The organism is Haemophilus sp. oral taxon 036 (genome assembly GCF_002998595.1).
GTDB lineage: Bacteria > Pseudomonadota > Gammaproteobacteria > Enterobacterales > Pasteurellaceae > Haemophilus > Haemophilus haemolyticus_K.
In genome coordinates, this window is the sequence record NZ_CP027235.1 from 633,863 (window position 1) to 652,960 (window position 19,098).

Genomic DNA, 19,098 nt, shown 5'->3' on the forward strand with positions numbered 1-19,098 from the left:
ATTCAAATATCATTTTAACTGTTGATAAATCTTTTCCGCCCCTTGCCACACGCCGTGATCAAAGCAATAAGTATATTTCATTGGAATACGAAAGTGCGGTCGATTTTTAAAAAGATTTTGCAAAAGCGGATGTTTAAGTAGTTCCGCTTGTTCGTTATAACTTTGTTGGTCGCTGATTTCAATCAACACGTTGGGTTCAGCTCGTAACACTTTTTCAAGAGAAAAATTTTGTGCCGTAAGTGGTGTTTTTAGCGGGGTTAAGCCTAGCAAGTTAAGTAAAGTGGGATACTGTGGCGTATAAGTTTCTACAATGCCTGTATCTGAAAGTATTAATGTGTCAGTGAGTGATAGATTGAGCCGAGAATCTTGTAATTTAAGTTTATCGATTAAAGATTTCGCATGCGTTTCGTTACCCGTAAGTTTGCCCAAGTGCAATATTAGCCCAAATAATTCTTCTGCCGTTTGTGGCGTGTCATTAATTGGTTCAATTTTTGCCCCGAGTTTTTTCAAATCTGCCACAAGTTGTGGATAAAAGGTTTCATTGATAAGAAACGTTTTATCGAGATAGGGCAATAATGTGGTGAGTTGTGGCTCAAGTGTTGGCTTATCCACATTGAGTTTATCCAACATCATCAAGGGATTTTTAGAATAAGGAGACTGTGCTGCAATTTGCTCAGGGCGCGCAATTTCCGACAAAAGACGATCGCTACAAAGCGTGAGCGAGACAAATTGCTCCGACGCATGCGAAGTCAATGGCAAGAAAAGTGCGGTTAAAATTAAACGAGTTTTTTGCATATAGATAATGATACGCTACGCCATCAAGAATGTAAAAAGGCGTGCTAAGCACGCCCTTATATGTGGATAATAATTAGAACGATCCTTTCAACCCAACGTAAACATTACGTCCTTCTTGGCCATAGCCAAGTACGTTTTCATATTTTTTATTGAATACGTTGTTAAGATTTGCATAAATCGTCAAACTATCCGCCACTTTATAGTTCACGCCTAAGTTTGCCAAGGTGTAAGATGGCAATTTCACTTTATGCGTGCTGTAGGTCGGTGAATAGTAGGTATCCATGCGTTTGCCTGTGTAAGATACATTTACATCCGCACCTAATTTTTCTGTGATTTGGTATGCTAAGCCCGCGTTCGCCAAATGTTTTGGACGACGTGCTAATTCAACACCTTTACTGTCTCGGGTTTGAGTGTAGGTGTAGTTTGCATAAGTAGTTAATGTGTCGGTAATTTTGCCGTTATAAGCTACTTCAATGCCTTTAACTTTACTAATACCTTCAAGGTTTATCGCTTGGCTTGCATAAGTAGTAAAATTGATCACTTTACTGCTAATTGCGTTTTTCACGTTACGAGCGAAATAAGTTACATCAAAGCTGTGACGCTCATCATTGGTTTCAAATAAGAAGCCAACATCGCCCCCTAAACTTTTCTCAGGTTGTAAATTCGGGTTGCCGATATAGCGCGCGTTGTAACCGTAATATTCAGTAATCGTCGGGTTTTGAATCGCTGAACCGAAACTTGCGTGTGCTTTCACGTTATTGTGTAAACGGTAAGCGCCTGCGATACGGCCAGTCCATGAGTTTTCGTATTCAGAGCTGTCAGTGTAACGGCCGCTAATATTTAAGTTGTGATCCGCATCGTGTAATAGACGATATTCAGCTGCTAAGCTTTTCTCAACAAGCTTCTTATTGCCAGCATTGTTGAAATAAGACGAGTTAAAATCTGTTTTTTGATAGTCAGTTAAGAAGCTTAAACCTTGTGTGAGAGTGCCTTCACGATCAAAATTGACGTCTAATTGATAGTTTGCATTGAGTTTTTTCGCATCGTAAGCCGATGTGTATCCAACGGTATCACTGTCAGTTTTGATATGACTTACACCCACTTTGTGTTTAAGCAATTCATCATCGTTACCCAAGAAACCACTTAATTTGAATAAGGTTTCACGTGTGCGGGTGTAGTGGCCTTTTTCATCCGTTGCGCTGTTATCAAAGTTAGCGGTTTGGCTGCTGTGAGAGGTTAATAAATCAAAACCTTTTTGGTTATCGTCATAGCCGAAACGAAGAGAAGCATTATCACGGTGGAATTTGTCGCGTTCGGTTGAACCACCAGTACTCACTGCTGTGCCATCTTGCGCAGTGTAGTTAAAGCGGTTTTTGCTGAGTGCTGAAATGCCTTTGGTATGGTGGCTGTCACCGTGTAAAGCATAATAGAAACCGTTGTTTGAACCTGAAAGGGTTAATGAACCATCTACCGTACGATTAGAGCCTGTGCCAAAATCGTAATCGACATTGAAGGTTTTGCCTTTTTCTAGGCCTTTCTTCGTGGTGATATAAATTACACCACCCATGGCATCACTTCCCCAAAGGGCAGATTGTTCGCCACGTAATACTTCGATGCGGTCAATGTTACTTAATGCTAAGCCACCGAAATCAAAGCCATAACCAGAAACAGGATTCACTTTCACACCATCAATAATGACTGCGGTGTGGTTTGCATCTGCACCACGTAAAAATACGTTGGTCAATGTGCCACGACCACCAGAGGCGCTCACAGCTAGGCTTGGCACAGTTTTTAATACATCACTCACATAAGTCGCATTACGCTCTGCAAAATCTTTTTCTGTTAATACGGTAACAGACGACGCTGTTTGATGAAGGCTAATAGGGGTTGCGGATGCTGAATACACATTGATCGGTTCAAGCTCGGTTTTGGTTTCAGCTTGTACAAAAGCCGATGCACTCAATAAAAGTGCGGTAGTAATTAAGTTAGTTTTCATTAAGTTGGTTCCTCTTTTTAAAAAGTGCGCTATTTTGGCACAATAGACATTCATTTCCTAGTTGAGAATTTTCATTTACTTTAAAAATTTTGTTCATTTTGTAAAAAAATTCGTTTTTTGACCGCACTTTTTCACCTTTATCCGCCTTGCGCTTTAAAGTATAATGCGGGCATTTTTAATCACATTAGATCAACGATTATGAGCACAAAATTTAACGTAAAAACATTCCAGGGTATGATTTTAGCCCTGCAAGAATATTGGGCAAACCAAGGCTGCACCATTGTTCAGCCGTTTGATATGGAAGTGGGCGCAGGTACCTCTCACCCAATGACCGCATTACGCGCATTAGGCCCAGAGCCGATGGCATTTGCTTATGTGCAACCTTCACGTCGTCCAACGGATGGTCGCTATGGCGAAAACCCAAACCGTTTACAGCATTACTACCAATTTCAAGTGGTAATCAAACCTTCTCCAGATAATATTCAAGAACTTTATTTAGGCTCGCTTGAAATGCTTGGCTTCGATCCGACCAAAAACGACATTCGTTTCGTAGAAGATAACTGGGAAAACCCAACTTTAGGTGCATGGGGCTTGGGCTGGGAAGTATGGTTAAACGGCATGGAAGTGACTCAATTTACCTATTTCCAACAAGTGGGCGGCTTAGAATGTAAACCTGTAACGGGTGAGGTGACTTACGGTTTAGAGCGTTTGGCCATGTACATTCAAGGCGTAGATTCTGTGTATGACTTAGTTTGGTCTGACGGCCCGCTTGGCAAAACCACTTACGGTGATGTGTTCCATCAAAACGAAGTGGAACAATCAACTTACAACTTTGAATATGCCGATACCGATTTCTTATTCTACTGCTTCGATCAATACGAAAAAGAGGCACAAGAGTTATTAGCCTTAGAAAAACCGTTACCATTGCCAGCTTATGAGCGTATTTTGAAAGCGGCACACAGCTTTAACTTGTTAGATGCACGTAAAGCAATTTCGGTAACCGAACGCCAGCGCTATATTTTACGCATTCGTGCCTTAACTAAAGGCGTGGCGGAAGCCTATTATGCAAGCCGTGAAGCCTTAGGTTTCCCTGGTTGTAAAAAATAAGGCTTAAACAAATTCACAAAAGTGCGGTGAAATTTGACCGCACTTTAGGAGAGCAAAATGAGCAAACCCATTCTTTTTTATGCAGAAACATGCCCAGATACCGCGCCATTTGTTGCGGAGTTGGATCGCTTAGGCGTGGATTACGATGAAGTAGAAATTATGACTTCATTACCTAATCTCAAACAATTCATTCGTTTACGCGATAGTAATGCAGAATTTGATAACTCGAAAGCAAATGGCTATTTAGGTATTCCTGCGTTGTTATTACTAAATGGCGATGTTGTTTTAGATGAATCCAAATTAAAAGAGATTTTCTAAAGTGATAAAAAAACGTTAGCTCTTGCAACTTCAGCGATGATTTTGACCGCTTGTAGCAATGCGCAACCACAAGCTGAAATGCCAACTGTGGGCGGTGAAACAGATGCTCACGGTTGCTTACCAAGTGCGGGACAGTCTTATTCTTATTTGAAAAAAGCCTGTGTACAAGTGTTTGATGTGGCGGATATTAAGCTAGACGATCCTGCGAATAAAACCCAAGCGGTTTATGGCATTCTTTCGGAAGATAAGCAACAGGTTGAAGTGTTTGCGTCTGATTTTCCAGAAAATACGATTTTAGATGTGGTAAAAGGCGGCTATATCTCAAAAGATGGTAAAGTGCGTTTAATGAAAACCAAGACAAGTTGGAAGATTCGTAAGTAATGAAGAAAGTCAGTTTTTTACAATTTTTATTTAAAATTGGCGATGACTATTTAATGTTTCTACGAAATTTAACGCCTGCAGTGTTATTTTTATCACTGGCATTATTTATGTTTTCTGAGCTGGATTGGGTACATTGGGGGTGGAGTGATGTACCAGTGCTGTTTTTATGCCTCGCTTCTGGATTTATTGCACTCAGCGTCATGGCAATAAATACTGTCGCTTTTGTACGCGAGATGCTGAAAACCTTAAGAACACTAAGCGGAGAGAGCGAACTTGATGAAAATATTGGTACGCTCGCATTATTTAAAATGCTCTGGGTGGAGAGCAACAGTAAACAACTAATCTTTTTTGCGGTAGTCAATATTGTTGCAGTATTTATGGTGTTAGTTTACGGCACCAAATATGCCTTGAATTTTTATAGCTCAATTTCAACACTAAATGATTAGGTATCGAATATGAAAAAAATAACCCTAAAATTCACCGCACTTTTGCTTGGCTCAGCTTTAGCTAGTAGTGCGTTGGCAACAGAAAATGGCTCAAATTCCTCAAGTTCTGATTATGAATTAGAGAAAGTATTGATTTTTAGCCGACATGGGTTGCGTTCACCAGTGGAAAAAGATCCGCAAGAAATGGCGAAATATTCCCCTTATGAATGGGCGAAATGGGATGTGCCATCAGGTTATCTCACGGCAAAAGGTACAGTATTAGAAACCTACTTCGGACAATATTTAGGTCAATGGCTTGCGGATAAAGGGTTATTAACGACAGAACGTTGTGCATCGGGCGAAGGTATTTTCGCTTATGCGAATGGTGTGCAACGCACCATTGCAACAGGGCAAGCGATTGTTTCTGGCGCATTTGCCGGCTGTAATGTTCAACTGCAACATCACGGTAAAATTGGTTCAGAAAAAGATCCGATTTTTAAAACGCAAGCGCATAATCCAAGCAAAGCCTTGATTGAATCTGCAAAAAATAACGTTGATTTAACCGCTTTACAGCAAAAATTAGCGCCAAATTATACGCTATTGAGTGAAATCATCGATTATAAAAATTCACCAAACTGCTTACAAAAAGGCGAGTGTGATTTAGGTGGAAAAGTCGGTGAATACAGTATTAAAGACGGCAAGTCAGTCAAAATTACTGGCTCTATCAGCAAAGGAAAGAAAATTGTCAGTGCATTATTGCTCGCGCATTATGTGGGTAAGCCTGCTTCAGAAATCGCAAACGGCCGTGTGGATAGCCAAGAAAAATGGCGTGCGATTAACGAAATTAAAAACGAATATTACCGCACTTTATTTAAAAATAACGAAGCGTTAGCACAAAATGTCTCATATCCGTTGTTAGCATTTATTCAGCAACAGCTAAACAGTGAAAACAAAATTAACTTATTGGTTGGACACGATTCTAATATCGTCGCTCTGCTGGCAGCACTAGGTGTTGAACCTTATGAATTGAATGATTCATTGGAAAATATCCCAATCGGTGGCAAGTTACTATTTGAAGTGTGGAAACACAAACCAAGTGGCAAACTCAAATTTAAGTTGGATTATGTTTATCAAACCACTGAACAGCTGATTAATATCACTCCATTAAGTTTAGCGACACCACCAAACCAAACAGCATTAACCCTCAAAGGCTGTGAAAAAGATGAACATGGTTTTTGTGATTATGAGCGTTTTCAACAGGTGTTAAGGGAGAGTATTAAAAACGGTAAGAAATAGTTTTCATGCAACCTTATGAAAAATACTTAAAAGAGAATTCGCAGAAATTGCGAGTAGATCAAACGGATGCGGAAAGAAAATTATGGCAACGCATCAATCGAGATCAATTATTAGGATTTCGATTTAATCGACAAAAGCCACTTTTAAGTTATATCGTTGATTTTTATTGTGCGAAAGCAAAGCTGATTATCGAATTGGACGGTAGTCAGCACTATGAGCCTGATTATCAGGAAAAAGACGCATTGCGAGATGCAGAATTAAATTCACTGGGTTTTACGGTAATGCGGTTTAGCAATGATGAAGTCATACGTGAAATTGAAGCGGTAGTCGAGCAGATTTATTTGTTTTTGGAGAATGTAAGGGCTGATTGAGTATGAGGTTGGATTAACCTCTGCCAAATCTCCCCTCCCCCTCTTTGCTAAAGAGGGGGAATTCTTGAGTAAATTGATAGTAACTGACTTATTTACATTTTAATTTCAATAAAGATTAAATTATTTGCCTTCAAAAAAATGTTAAAGTAAAACATAAATATTTAACTCTACAAAGATCCAATCCCCTCTTTAGCAAAGAGGGGTTAGGGGAGATTTGGCAGAAGTGAAGAACGGAGAACGTAAGGTGGATTTTCTAGGTATTCCTATACCTTTTATACTATTCTTTTTAATATTTATTTTTGTAATTTATAAATTAGGAAAGAAAAATTCAGAATTTATAAAATATACGAAAGAAAATACGTTTGAGAAATACAAAAGTAAATATCCACATTTAGTGCAAAATGGTAGGGTTGAATGTAATCAATGTGGTTCCAAAGATATCGGAATTATACAAAGATTTACCCCACATGCGGGCGAGCATGATAAGCCAGTAGCGATAGCTCATGTATGTCAAACTTGTGGTCATACTTTATATTATTCGAAATTTGATAAATAGTTTTTAGATAAGAGAAACAAAATGACAACCCAAAACTTCCTAGTAGAAATCGGCACAGAAGAGCTGCCACCAAAAGCTCTCAAAGCATTAGCAACCTCTTTTGCAGATAACGTTGAGGCGGAATTAAACCAAGCGGGCTTATCATTCGACAAAATTGAATGGTTTGCGGCGCCGCGTCGTTTGGCGGTGAAGGTGTTGAACTTAGCCACACAGCAACCGAGCAAAGAAATCGAAAAACGCGGACCTGCAGTGTCAGCCGCCTTTGATGCGGAAGGTAAACCAACCAAAGCGGCTGAAGGCTGGGCGCGTGGTTGTGGTATTACCGTTGATCAAGCAGAACGCATCGCAACTGATAAAGGTGAATGGCTTGTTCATCGTGCAAAAATTGAAGGTCAGCCGACTAAAAACTTACTGAACGACATTGTGGCAAATGCATTAGCAAAATTGCCAATTCCAAAACCAATGCGTTGGGCAGATAAAACCGTGCAATTTATCCGTCCAGTTCACACTGTGACTATGTTATTGGGTGGTGAGTTAATTGAAGGCGAAATTTTAGGTGTGGCAAGCGCTCGTACCATTCGCGGACACCGTTTCTTAGGTGAGAAAGAATTTGAAATTCAACATGCAGACCAATATCCGCAATTATTGCGTGAAAAAGGTTCTGTGGTAGCGGACTTCAATGAGCGTAAAGCAGAAATTTTGGCAAAATCTCAAGCAAAAGCAACCGCACTTGGCGGCGTGGCTGATATTGAAGAAAGCTTGCTTGAAGAAGTGACCTCGTTGGTGGAATATCCAAACGTTTTAGCGGCGAAATTTGAAGAACGCTTCTTAGCAGTGCCTGCGGAAGCATTGGTTTATACCATGAAAGGTGACCAAAAATATTTCCCGATTTATGATAAAGACGGCAAATTATTACCGCACTTTATTTTCGTATCGAACATCAACCCAGAAGATCCAACCGCGATTATCGAAGGTAATGAAAAAGTGGTTCGTCCACGTTTAACCGATGCGGAATTCTTCTTCAAAACCGACTTAAAACAAAAACTGGTTGATCGTTTACCACGTTTAGAAACTGTGTTGTTCCAACAACAACTCGGTACATTGAAAGATAAAACTGACCGTATAGAACAACTTGCAGGCGAAATTGCAAAACAAATCGGTGCAGATGAAGCGAAAGCAAAACGTGCGGGTTTACTGTCAAAATGTGACTTGATGACCAACATGGTATTTGAATTCACTGATACGCAAGGTGTAATGGGGATGCACTATGCCCGTCATGACGGTGAAGATGAAGAAGTGGCAGTGGCGTTAAACGAACAGTATATGCCACGCTTTGCCGGTGATGAATTACCAAAATCTCTAGTGGCAAGTGCGGTCGCTTTAGCCGATAAATTTGACACCTTAACGGGTATCTTCGGTATCGGCCAAGCACCAAAAGGTAGTGCGGATCCATTTGCATTGCGTCGTGCGGCATTAGGTGCGTTACGTATTATCGTAGAGAAAAATTTACCACTTGATTTAGAAGATTTAGTGAAAAAATCAGCCGCACTTTTCGGCGATAAACTTACCAATCAAAATGTGGTCGCCGATGTGGTGGACTTCATGCTTGGTCGTTTCCGTGCATGGTATCAAGATAAAGGTATTGCAGTGGATGTAATTCAAGCGGTATTGGCGCGTCGTCCAACTCGCCCTGCTGATTTTGATGCGCGCGTGCGTGCAGTATCACATTTCCGTACTTTAGATTCAGCAGAAGCGTTAGCAGCAGCAAATAAACGTGTAAGTAATATCTTAGCCAAAGCAGATGCAGCAATCGGCGAGATCAATTTGACCGCTTGCGTAGAGCCAGCAGAAAAAGCCCTTGCAGAAGCGGTACTTGCATTACGCACTGAAGTTCAACCGCTTATCGCTCAAGGTGATTATACGGCGGTATTAGATAAATTAGCGAACTTACGTGCACCAGTAGATAGCTTCTTTGATAACGTGATGGTAAATGCTGAAGATCCAGCATTACGCCAAAATCGCTTAGCGATTTTAAATACGTTACAAGGGTTATTCTTACAAGTAGCTGATATTTCAGTGCTTCAATAATGCTAAAAAGGGATGATTGATTTTTCATCAATCATCCGTTCTTTTATAGACTTCAAGTGATTATTTCTCTATAATCACCGCACTTTCCCCCCTTAGCTCAGTCGGTTAGAGCAGGCGACTCATAATCGCTTGGTCGCTGGTTCAAGTCCGGCAGGGGGGACCAACTCAAATTTTCTCGTCTTATTTATTCTTTTCATCTTCATCCGATAATGACCTTATAAATACTGACCCTTACCAAGTTTTATTTTTTCTACTCTGGCGTTCTCCTATTAACTTCTACGTTTACAACCATATTTTTTAGTTATATGCTTAGTTATTCTTATACTTTTAACTCAATATTTTTGCTCACCGTGAGACTTATAGATTTAGGAATTTTAGGCGTTTTTTGTAACCACGAAATTTAAACAATGATGAGATTATAAGGCTTGGTTAAAAAATAGTTATAAAATATATGGTTATAAATACTTGAAGCAATTGAATTACACTTGTAAAAACTGTGATAAAGCTTTGTAAAAAACGGAAAAAACACGATTAGTTATCGCTGGTTTTGTTTAGTCAAATTATGCCCTATATAATTTCTTTTTAGTGCATGATCCATAATTGCACCGACAAGCTGGTGGATTTTTTTGAGCGTGTTACTTCTATCTGCTATTTTTTCATAAATGCTAACTAACTCTTTTACTTTTATTTCTGATACATGCTTATCACCAATATAAGGGAAGATATGATTTTTCAATCGTTCCCAATTCTTTTCTCGTGTTTCTGGATTTTTAGCTTTTTCTTTGTAAATACCATTAAAGTAACTTTCTGCAACAGAACGGAAAGTATCTTTTAAGCGGTTTTCATATTCTTGCTGGATGCGGATTTTTTCTTCTTGTGGATCGATACCTTTAGCAAGTAACGCACGATATTCTTCACGTTTAGCACGAGCATCTGATAATTGGATTTGGGGATACATTCCAAGGCCACCATTTGTTCTTTTTTTGTGACTGGATGATAGTAGTTAAATAGCCAAATTTTAGATCCGTTTGGCTTAACTCCTAGAATAAGACCGTTACCATCAGATAATGGATATTCTTTTTCTTTTGGCTTTGCTTTTCTGATTTCTGTATCTGTTAAAGGTTTTTTGGTTCTAGACATAAGATTTCTTCCCTAACGCAGTAATACAAGATAATAGATACTAAGTCAGTGTTACTAATAGTGTTACTAAAAACAGCGATTAAAGACGATTAGATATGATGAGGGAAAGTGCTGTAAACCCTTGTGAAACCTGGATAAAACAAAACCCCGCGATTAGTTTCGCGGGGCTTTGTTTAGTCAAATGGTGCTCTGGGCGAGACTTGAACTCGCACGACCTGTGGTCACTACCCCCTCAAGATAGCGTGTCTACCAATTCCACCACCAGAGCGCTAATTTTTATGCTAATCCTATTTTATTGTGGGATGTCGCTATTTTTATTTTCTTTCGCTGGAGCTGTTTGTTGTTGCTGAACTTGCTCTGCAGCTTGTGATAAATCGTCAAAAGCACCTTTTTGAATATTGCCTTTATGTGAATTCATGTTACCTAAAACAAGAGCAATAACAAAAAATGCGGTTGCTAAAATCGCGCTAGTACGTGTTAAAAAGTTACCTGCACCAGCAGAGCCAAACATTGTACCTGATGCGCCACCACCAAAAGATGCGCCAGCATTCGCTCCTTTACCTTGTTGAACGAGAATAAACCCGATCAAGGCAATCGCGACAACAACATAAATAAATAAAAGAACTTGATACATTTTTTCTCTCTAATTTGCAATTTCGCAAGAAAACTGGTCGTGAATGTTATAGAAAATTCAATTTTCTCGCAAGTGCTTTGCATAAAAAAAATATTAATTGGTTTAACTTTAATCAGTTCGATTGTTTGATTTACTCGATTTTTTTACCACATTTTTAGGTTTTGTTCTATCGGATTTAATCATTTTAATGCGGCTTAATTGTCTTAATGCATTAAGATCTACAAAACGGACTAAATCAGGCAACATTTGATTCAAGTTATGCATAAATTGCTGATAGGTTGCTTGTTTTTGACTAATGTCTGTGAGTTGTGATTCCCAATGGGCCGTCATATCTGGTTGGGTGGCAATATCGGGTAATGCTTGAATTAAAATTCTTCCAGTTTCAGTGCTATGAATATTTCGCCCTTTTTTCGTTAAAAAACCGCGTTTAAAAAGTAATTCAATGATACCAGCACGAGTAGCTTCTGTACCCAATCCATCTGTTTCTCTCAGGATTTTTTTGAGATCTTTATCCTGTACAAATCGCGCAATGCCCGTCATTGCTGAAAGCAAGGTTGCATCTGTGAAAGGCTTTGGTGGCTGAGTTTTTTTACTCATCACCTCTCCGCGTTCACAATGCAAAATTTGTCCTTTCTTTACTATTGGTAATAAGGGTTCTTGATTTTCTGTGTCGTCTTCTTTGCCTAATAATTCTTTCCACCCAGCCGTTTGTAAATTTCGCGCTTGGGCTATAAAAGTACCGCCGGCAATATTTAATGTGATTTTGCTTTTACGATATTCTGCGTCAGGACAAAATTGCATTAAATATTGGCGAGCGATAAGGCTGTAAATATTACGTTCTTCTTGTGTTAGGTTTATTGGACGATTTTTAGCCGTTGGAATGATTGCATGGTGAGCTTCTACTTTTTTATCATTCCAACAGCGATTTCGCTGTTCAGTTGAAATGACATTGGGTAAGACTTGATAAGCTTCACAAAGGGTTGAAATTGCATTTAATACGTTATGGCGTTCTGCAAAATGTTCTTCGGGCAAATAGCGACAATCAGAACGCGGATAAGTAATCAAACGATGAGTTTCATATAGGCGTTGGCACGTATCTAATACGGCTTGAGCGGACATGCCGAATCGCTTTGCTGCATCAATTTGTAACGCAGAAAGAGAATAAGGTAAGGGGGCCGTTTCTTTTTCACGAACGTCTTTATATTCGGTTACTTCCGCAGGTTGATTTGTAATACGTTTTACAACGTTTTCTGCTAAGCCTTTAGAAAGCACTCTGCCATCATCATCTTGATAATCTTCACAAGCTTTGCTAGGTTGCCATAAGGCACTGAAAAGTGCGGTTGATTTCTCCTGAGTTTTTTCTTCTTTACTATTTGGATTAATCCAAGCTAGCACTTCAAAAAAGTCTTTGGGTTGGAAATGTTCAATTTCCAAATCTCGACGTACAATTAAACCCAGCACAGGGGTTTGCACTCGACCAACCGAAAGCACGCCATCATAGCCAGTTTGTCGGCCACGAATGGTATAGGCTCTTGTCATATTAATGCCATAAAGCCAATCGGCGCGGGCTCGTGCGAGTGCAGATGTGGCAAGAGGAATAAAGTTACGGTTTGGTTGTAATTTTTTAACCGCTTTTTCTACCGCACTTGGATTTAGGTCGCTAATCAAGCAGCGTAAAATTTTATCGCGTTTTTCGGCAGATAAATTGGCATAGCTGAACACTTCATCTACAAGTAATTGTCCTTCTCTATCAGGATCTCCTGCATTAACAAGTGTATCGGCTTGATGGATTAGTTTTTCCACCACAGAAAGTTGTTTTTTTACTTCTTTTCGCGGTAAAAGTTGCCATTTTTCAGGAATGATAGGGAGATGTTCTAAACGCCATTGTTTGAATTTAGGATCATAGGCATCAGGTTCTGCTTGCTCGAGCAAATGCCCTACGCACCAAGTTACCACATCATTATCGCCACATTTAATAAAACCATCCCCACGTTGATGGGGTTTGGGGAGCACATCAGCAATAGCGCGAGCTAAGCTTGGTTTTTCGGCGATAAATAAACGCATAATAGTATGAGAAGATTAGTCGATTTGACGACGACCTAGAAAAGAGTGAGTCAGTGTTGTACCGTCCACAGTTTCCAGTTCACCACCTACAGGAATTCCATGAGCGATACGACTCACTTTGATATTGTGCTGGCGGCACATTTCAGCGATGTAGTTTGCTGTTGCATCGCCTTCCACTGTTGGGTTTGTTGCAAGAATCACCTCGTGGAAAGATTCTTCTACTAAACGTTTTTGCAGTAAATCTAAGCCAATTTCACGAGGACCAATACCATCAAGTGGTGATAAGTGCCCCATTAAGACAAAATAACGTCCCGAAAATTGTCCCGTTTGCTCAATAGCTTGAATATCTGCGGGCATTTCAACGACACAAAGCAAACCTGAATTTTGACGGCGAGAGTTATTGCAAATGTTGCAAGTGTCTTCTTCCGTAAAGTCTCGACATTGTGAACAATGGCCAATTTTAGACATGGCTTCTGTGAGTGCTCGAGCTAAATTCATTCCACCGCTACGATTACGTTGTAAAAGATGATAAGCCATACGTTGCGCAGATTTAGGTCCTACGCCAGGAAGACAACGTAAGTTCTCAATAAGGTGTTCCAAAAGTGGGCTGCTTTGCATAGTGATTTAATGAGAGGTAAATGAGAGATGACGCGTGAATCGTATATTCACGCGCCTAATAATTAAAACGGAAATTTCATCCCTGGAGGCAATGGCATTCCAGCAGTAACCGATGCCATTTTTTCTTTTTGTAATTCTTCTGCACGACGTACCGCATCGTTAAAAGCGGCCGCGATTAAATCTTCTAACATTTCTTTATCGTCTTCCATTAAAGACGGATCAATGTCAATGCGACGGCAGTTATGTGCACCATTAATTGTGATTTTCACTAAACCTGCACCAGATTCACCCGTTACTTCTAGTTGCGCGATTTCTTCCTGCATTTTTTGCATTTTTTCTTGCATTTGTTGGGCTTGTTTCATTAAGCCGCCTAAACCGCCTTTTCCAAACATAATGTTATCCTTTATTAAGTCAAAAATTGACTGCATTCTAGCGAAAAAATTAATTCTTGGGAACAAAGAAATTAATACATGACGCTTGTGAAATCAGTGAAAATTTTAATATTTATCACATTGAATCATAAAGATGATGGTAATAAAAAATCTAATAAAATATAGAACCGAGAGAAAGCGAGGATTTCAAATACTTAATCAATTATCTTTTATTTAAAGTAATTTAGATATGCATCTTCTAAACGGAAACCCTCACATTTCATTTATCATCAACCTATTTTTTCAATGCCCCCATTATTCCTCTCATAATTTGCTTAGTAATTTGATTTCGAATATTTCGCCCAACTGATTTTGCTACACTGTTAACAATCTGCTCAGTTGGCGATAATTTTTCACCGCGCTTTTGCGTACCAAAAATCATTCGACTCAAACTACCTAAGAAGCCGTTTTCTTCTTCCGCTTGGGCTTGCTCTGCTTGTTTTTGTTGTACCGCAGCTAAATCCGCTTGAGCAGTTAATACTTCAAAGGCTGATTCGTTATCTACATATTCTTTATAATACGCATAAAGATCATCATCTTTCACCCAAACATTACGTTCATCTGTCGTTAATGGTAAAAGCTGACTTTTTGGCGGATAGATATAGGCAATTTCAACTGGCGTAGGCATGCCTTTTTCATCTAAAAATGATACCAATGCTTGTCCCACTCCAAGGGTTGAAATAGTCTCAACGACATTCACTGAAGGGTTTGCTCGGAAAGTTTCTGCAGCTGATTTTACAGCTTTTTGATCGCGTGGAGTAAATGCACGGAGAGCGTGTTGAACACGATTACCTAACTGCCCTAATACGGTATCTGGCAAATCAAGAGGGTTCTGCGTGACAAAATAGATTCCCACACCTTTAGAACGAATCAAACGCACAACTTGTTCTACTTTTTCTACTAATACGCTCGGTGCACCATCAAACAATAAGTGTGCTTCATCAAAAAACATAATAAATTTAGGTTTATCAGGATCACCCACTTCTGGCAGTTGTTCAAAGAGTTCCGCCATCAACCATAATAGAAATGCACTATACATTCTTGGGGAATTAATCAATTTTTCAGAATTGAGTACATTAATCACCCCTCGCCCATCGCGAGTTTGCATCCAATCATCTAGGTTCAATGCTGGCTCACCAAATAAATTTGCAGCACCTTCATTTTCAAGTGTAAGTAGTGCTCGTTGGATTGCACCAACACTTGCGGTCGAAACGTTGCCATACTCAACTTGGAAGGTTTTCGCATTCTCTGCAACATATTTCAGCATTGCACGAAGATCTTTTAAATCAATGAGCAATAAACCTTTATCATCTGCCACACGAAATACCAGGTTTAATAATCCTTCTTGCGTAGCATTGAGATTCAATAAACGAGAAAGCAACAACGGGCCCATTTCAGAAATAGTTGTTCGCAGAGGAATGCCCGTTTGGCCAAAAACATCCCAAAAAGAAACAGGATAGCCATTGAGATAACTATCATTGCCTAACCCGAACTGCTCAATTCGTTCCGCAATTTTGCCCTGAAATTGACCGCCCTTTACTAAGCCAGAAAGATCGCCTTTTACGTCTACTAAAAATACCGGTACCCCATCATCACTGAAGGCTTCTGCCATTTTACGTAATGTGACAGTTTTACCCGTACCTGTTGCGCCAGCAATAAGGCCATGGCGGTTAGCCATTTTGGCCGTGATGCCTAGGATTTTACCTTGTTCTGTGCGAGAGAGATCGTATTGCATAAATGAATTTTCCCTTTATTTTTTATTATATGTAAATGATAAGTAAAAAATGCAATGTGGTCAAAAAGTTAAACATTTTTCAGTTATAATTCAAATTAAATCTCTTTTATACCACTTCAGGACACTAAAATGTCAGAAAATTTTACCGCACCTTCATTGTGTTTTTGCCGTTCTGGCAAAGAGTACAAACATTGCTGTGCGCCCTTTCATTTACACACTGCCGTCCCAGAAACGGCAGAACAACTCATGCGTTCACGTTATACAGCTTACGTTTTAAAAAATATACCTTATATTGTTGCAACAACTGTGCCAAGCCAACAAACTTTATTAGAGACTCATCTATTGCAAGAATGGGCTGACAATACTACATGGCTAGGATTAGAAATCCTAAAAACAGAAAACCTCACAAAAACTCAAAGTGCGGTGGAATTTAAAGCGATTTTTCAAGGCGAAGAGGGAGAACTAGCCCATCAAGAACGGTCAATTTTTGTAAAAATTGAAAACCGTTGGTATTTTGTGGATCCGACCGTATCCTTGCCTACAATGAAACAACCTTGTGTATGTGGTTCTGGTAAAAAATTTAAACATTGCTGTGGGGAATTTTTATGATTTCATTGAAACAATTTAGCCAGCTCTTTTGGAAACGTTTTTCAGAAAATAAACTCAACCAAGCTGCTGGCGCACTAACTTACAGCACGATGCTTGCTATCGTGCCAATGGTGATGGTGATTTTTTCTATATTCTCTGCCTTTCCTGTATTCAATGAAGTCACTGGGGAATTGAAAGAAATGATTTTCACCAATTTTGCGCCATCGGCAAGTGATATGGTGGGCGAATATATCGATCAATTCGTATCAAACTCAAAGAAAATGAGTGCGGTGGGAATTGTAAGTTTAATTGCCGTTGCCTTGATGCTAATTAATAACATCGACCGAACCCTCAACAGCATTTGGCATGATACCAGTATTCGTCCTATTTTTACCTCTTTCGCGATTTACTGGATGATTCTGACTTTTGGGCCTCTCGTTATAGGTACAAGTATAGGGATTAGCTCTTATATAAAAGTGGTGTTTGAACAATCAGAAACGCTTTCACTCGGTGTGAAATTGCTCAGTTTACTCCCGTTCTTTTTCACATGGTTTATTTTCACATTAATTTATACCATCGTGCCAAATAAGAAAGTGGATATAAGATATTCTGCTTGTGGTGCACTTATTGCCGCTATTTTCTTTACACTCGGTAAACAAGCCTTTACTTGGTACATCACCACATTCCCTTCTTATCAACTAATCTATGGCGCAATGGCAACATTGCCGATTATGCTATTGTGGATTCAGATTAGCTGGCTAGTTGTGTTGGTCGGAGCGCAATTATCTGAAGTTTTAGGTGAGTTAAAAGAATAAAATAAAAGACCGATTATCAACATCGGTCTTTTTTATGTAGCTATTTTGCAATCTTTAAGGTTTGATAAAGGTAATGACGATAGTCATTCACAAATGCAGGATTAGGAGAATCTTCCAATTTTCCGTGACTTAGTTTACACATTGCCATATTTGCTTTCATAAATTCATCTTCTGCTGATAATCCAGCTACATTCATCAAGACGCCTCCGGCAAAAGCGAGATCTAAAAAATGTTGTTCTTGCTTAAATTGACTCGCACAATTACTTCTTACAACAAATTGTGTCACATAATCAGGCTGTACATAATCCCCTTTCTTCGGAGGGATAACATTATCAAATGCTACTTGGTGATCACCGAAATACCCTAGAACAAAAGGCTTTTTACGTTCATGTAAATAGTTATTCATTCCTTCAATCGCATCATTCAAGGCGACAATACGTTGAGTATAGTCATTCAATGCAGAAATACTTTTAGCCCCTAAATTAGGCATTTGAAGATTAAATGTATTTTCCATGCCCAATTCATATGGACCATGTTCACGCATAGTCAATACATAAACAAACATCGGCTGATCTACATTTTCTAACGCAGGATGCTGTTTTTCCAAAATCATTCGGGCGTACTTCATCATTTCTTCACTACTAATATCCCAAAGATTTTTACTGATAGGCGCAGGATAACCAAGATCTTGCGGCTGTAACATCAAATCAAAACCGAAATGATCATAAGCGGATTTCGCATTGTAATTACCTTTTGTAAAAGGCGACAAGGCAACACAAAAATATCCTTGTGCTTTTAGATTTTTCACTAAGCCTGATTGCAAGTGCGGTACAACAGAATAAAAAACACCACTTGCTAACGCGGCAAAATCAGTCGAAGGCACACCGGCTAAAAAAGCAAATTCTGATTTCCACGTTGCGCCAGCAAAAGTATGTACACGCAACGGAGAAGCAAATACCGTATCATTTTGGGGTTCAAACATGGAAAGTGGTGGAATAGATTGCTGACTAAAAGCAAATTGATGAGGGTTCAGCGTGGATTCCATTAATGTCACTACAATATCGGGTTTTGTTTCAGATACCTTGTTTGTATCAGATGAAAGTGCGGTCATTTTTTCAATAAAATTTTGGCTATTGCCATCAAAACTTGGCACCTTGAAAAAAATACCGCGGCAAGACATTGGTAAATTTAAAAACACATCACGACCATCATCGGGCAAAGAATCTAACCAAACTTGCACCGCACTTGGCTTTTTAGAATAATGCCACATCAAGCTAAAGCTAACGATAAACAATAACGCTCCAATGTTGTGACCTAATAGTCCTAAAGACTCGACATCATTAAAACCAAACATCGCATAACCTAATAACGCAAGTAGCCCAATAACGCCAAATAACGCACCTTTATAATGAATTAAGGTTTCCCAATTTCGCCAATCCACTACAAGAAAGAAATCTGAAATTAACAAAGGCTGTTTGTAATAATGAATTTTTAAACGGTGAAATAACATCAGTACCACAAAAAGCACGGATGAAAAATTTAAAGCACGTTGCCATTGGCCAGAAACCATAAGCATCCCGCCAAATAAAAAAGTAAAAAGCGTAATAGCAAAGAAATAAGTCCAACGATAATGAGAGTTTACAATAAAAATCACTGCCGCAATCGTGAATAAAGCTAAGAAAATATAAGCGATCATGAATTTTCCCTATGATGCATAACAGACTAAAATGAGACATGACA

The 19,098-nt window shown here is 39.2% G+C and carries 19 protein-coding genes, 2 tRNA genes and 1 pseudogene; 11 read left to right on the top strand and 11 right to left on the bottom strand.

The annotated features are described in order from the left end of the window. Nucleotides 1–9 precede the first annotated feature (9 nt). Both C3V42_RS03075 and C3V42_RS03080 read right to left on the bottom strand, forming a co-directional pair. Entirely contained in the window at nt 10–795 is a 786-nt protein-coding gene (locus C3V42_RS03075) for a helical backbone metal receptor (RefSeq protein WP_106013604.1), read from the bottom strand. A 73-nt stretch (nt 796–868) separates the two neighbouring features. Continuing rightward, nucleotides 869–2,791: a TonB-dependent receptor gene (locus tag C3V42_RS03080; RefSeq protein ID WP_106013605.1), complete on the bottom strand. Its 1,923-nt coding sequence runs from the start codon at nt 2,789–2,791 to the stop codon at nt 869–871. Nucleotides 2,792–2,989: 198 nt separating this feature from the next. On the opposite strand from C3V42_RS03080, the gene glyQ reads away from it, so the two are divergent. The 9 genes from glyQ (at nt 2,990) to C3V42_RS03125 (ending at nt 9,496) form a co-directional block, all read left to right on the top strand. Continuing rightward, complete coding sequence (glyQ, locus tag C3V42_RS03085; RefSeq protein WP_106013606.1) at nt 2,990–3,898, top strand: glycine--tRNA ligase subunit alpha; 909 nt, start codon at nt 2,990–2,992, stop codon at nt 3,896–3,898. Between the two features lie 57 nt (nt 3,899–3,955). Beyond that, nucleotides 3,956–4,216: a hypothetical protein gene (locus C3V42_RS03090; RefSeq protein WP_009500831.1), complete on the top strand. Its 261-nt coding sequence runs from the start codon at nt 3,956–3,958 to the stop codon at nt 4,214–4,216. Between the two features lie 36 nt (nt 4,217–4,252). Then, complete coding sequence (locus tag C3V42_RS03095) at nt 4,253–4,597, top strand: hypothetical protein (protein WP_106013607.1); 345 nt, start codon at nt 4,253–4,255, stop codon at nt 4,595–4,597. Further along, nucleotides 4,597–5,043, top strand: coding sequence for a hypothetical protein (locus C3V42_RS03100; RefSeq protein WP_046939701.1), 447 nt, complete (start codon nt 4,597–4,599; stop codon nt 5,041–5,043). The genes C3V42_RS03095 and C3V42_RS03100 overlap by 1 nt, the downstream gene beginning before the upstream one ends. Nucleotides 5,044–5,052: 9 nt before the next feature. Continuing rightward, nucleotides 5,053–6,318, top strand: coding sequence for a histidine-type phosphatase (locus C3V42_RS03105; RefSeq protein WP_106013608.1), 1,266 nt, complete (start codon nt 5,053–5,055; stop codon nt 6,316–6,318). 5 nt (nt 6,319–6,323) lie between these two features. After that, the gene (locus C3V42_RS03110) at nt 6,324–6,689 is read left to right on the top strand and encodes an endonuclease domain-containing protein (RefSeq protein ID WP_005709776.1); all 366 of its coding nucleotides are present in this window, start codon (nt 6,324–6,326) and stop codon (nt 6,687–6,689) included. A gap of 214 nt (nt 6,690–6,903) precedes the next feature. Continuing rightward, nucleotides 6,904–7,245, top strand: a complete 342-nt coding sequence (locus tag C3V42_RS03115; protein ID WP_106013609.1) for a hypothetical protein — start codon at nt 6,904–6,906, stop codon at nt 7,243–7,245. Between the two features lie 21 nt (nt 7,246–7,266). Further along, the gene (gene glyS / locus C3V42_RS03120) at nt 7,267–9,333 is read left to right on the top strand and encodes a glycine--tRNA ligase subunit beta (RefSeq protein ID WP_106013610.1); all 2,067 of its coding nucleotides are present in this window, start codon (nt 7,267–7,269) and stop codon (nt 9,331–9,333) included. A gap of 86 nt (nt 9,334–9,419) precedes the next feature. Further along, a tRNA-Ile gene (locus C3V42_RS03125) sits at nt 9,420–9,496 on the top strand. Nucleotides 9,497–9,868: 372 nt separating this feature from the next. Here C3V42_RS03125 and C3V42_RS08690 read toward each other — a convergent pair. The 8 genes and pseudogenes from C3V42_RS08690 to C3V42_RS03160 form a co-directional block, all read right to left on the bottom strand. Continuing rightward, complete coding sequence (locus tag C3V42_RS08690) at nt 9,869–10,291, bottom strand: integrase arm-type DNA-binding domain-containing protein (RefSeq protein WP_252346422.1); 423 nt, start codon at nt 10,289–10,291, stop codon at nt 9,869–9,871. Nucleotides 10,292–10,356: 65 nt separating this feature from the next. Further along, a pseudogene (locus tag C3V42_RS08735) lies at nt 10,357–10,473 on the bottom strand (preprotein translocase); the annotation flags it as partial. A 182-nt stretch (nt 10,474–10,655) separates the two neighbouring features. Further along, a tRNA-Leu gene (locus C3V42_RS03135) sits at nt 10,656–10,741 on the bottom strand. Nucleotides 10,742–10,765: 24 nt separating this feature from the next. Next, complete coding sequence (secG, locus tag C3V42_RS03140; protein ID WP_021034373.1) at nt 10,766–11,107, bottom strand: preprotein translocase subunit SecG; 342 nt, start codon at nt 11,105–11,107, stop codon at nt 10,766–10,768. A gap of 108 nt (nt 11,108–11,215) precedes the next feature. Beyond that, nucleotides 11,216–13,171 (bottom strand): DNA topoisomerase III, encoded by a 1,956-nt coding sequence (locus tag C3V42_RS03145; RefSeq protein ID WP_106013611.1) that lies wholly within the window; start codon nt 13,169–13,171, stop codon nt 11,216–11,218. Between the two features lie 15 nt (nt 13,172–13,186). After that, nucleotides 13,187–13,789 carry a recombination mediator RecR gene (gene recR, locus C3V42_RS03150; RefSeq protein ID WP_048952644.1) on the bottom strand — a complete coding sequence of 201 codons (603 nt, stop codon included), beginning with the start codon at nt 13,787–13,789 and terminating at the stop codon, nt 13,187–13,189. Between the two features lie 62 nt (nt 13,790–13,851). After that, nucleotides 13,852–14,181: a YbaB/EbfC family nucleoid-associated protein gene (locus C3V42_RS03155; protein WP_005629464.1), complete on the bottom strand. Its 330-nt coding sequence runs from the start codon at nt 14,179–14,181 to the stop codon at nt 13,852–13,854. A gap of 274 nt (nt 14,182–14,455) precedes the next feature. Beyond that, a complete protein-coding gene (locus tag C3V42_RS03160) occupies nt 14,456–15,955 on the bottom strand; it encodes a helicase HerA-like C-terminal domain-containing protein (RefSeq protein WP_048952645.1) in 1,500 nt (499 codons plus the stop codon). A 129-nt stretch (nt 15,956–16,084) separates the two neighbouring features. Here C3V42_RS03160 and C3V42_RS03165 point away from each other — a divergent pair, with 129 nt between their 5' ends. Further along, complete coding sequence (locus tag C3V42_RS03165; protein ID WP_106013612.1) at nt 16,085–16,564, top strand: YchJ family protein; 480 nt, start codon at nt 16,085–16,087, stop codon at nt 16,562–16,564. Beyond that, nucleotides 16,561–17,358, top strand: coding sequence for a virulence factor BrkB family protein (locus C3V42_RS03170; protein WP_005644271.1), 798 nt, complete (start codon nt 16,561–16,563; stop codon nt 17,356–17,358). The genes C3V42_RS03165 and C3V42_RS03170 overlap by 4 nt, the downstream gene beginning before the upstream one ends. A gap of 40 nt (nt 17,359–17,398) precedes the next feature. Here C3V42_RS03170 and lpt6 read toward each other — a convergent pair whose 3' ends face one another. Further along, nucleotides 17,399–19,054, bottom strand: coding sequence for a phosphoethanolamine transferase Lpt6 (gene lpt6, locus C3V42_RS03175; RefSeq protein WP_106013613.1), 1,656 nt, complete (start codon nt 19,052–19,054; stop codon nt 17,399–17,401). Between the last annotated feature and the right edge of the window lie 44 nt (nt 19,055–19,098).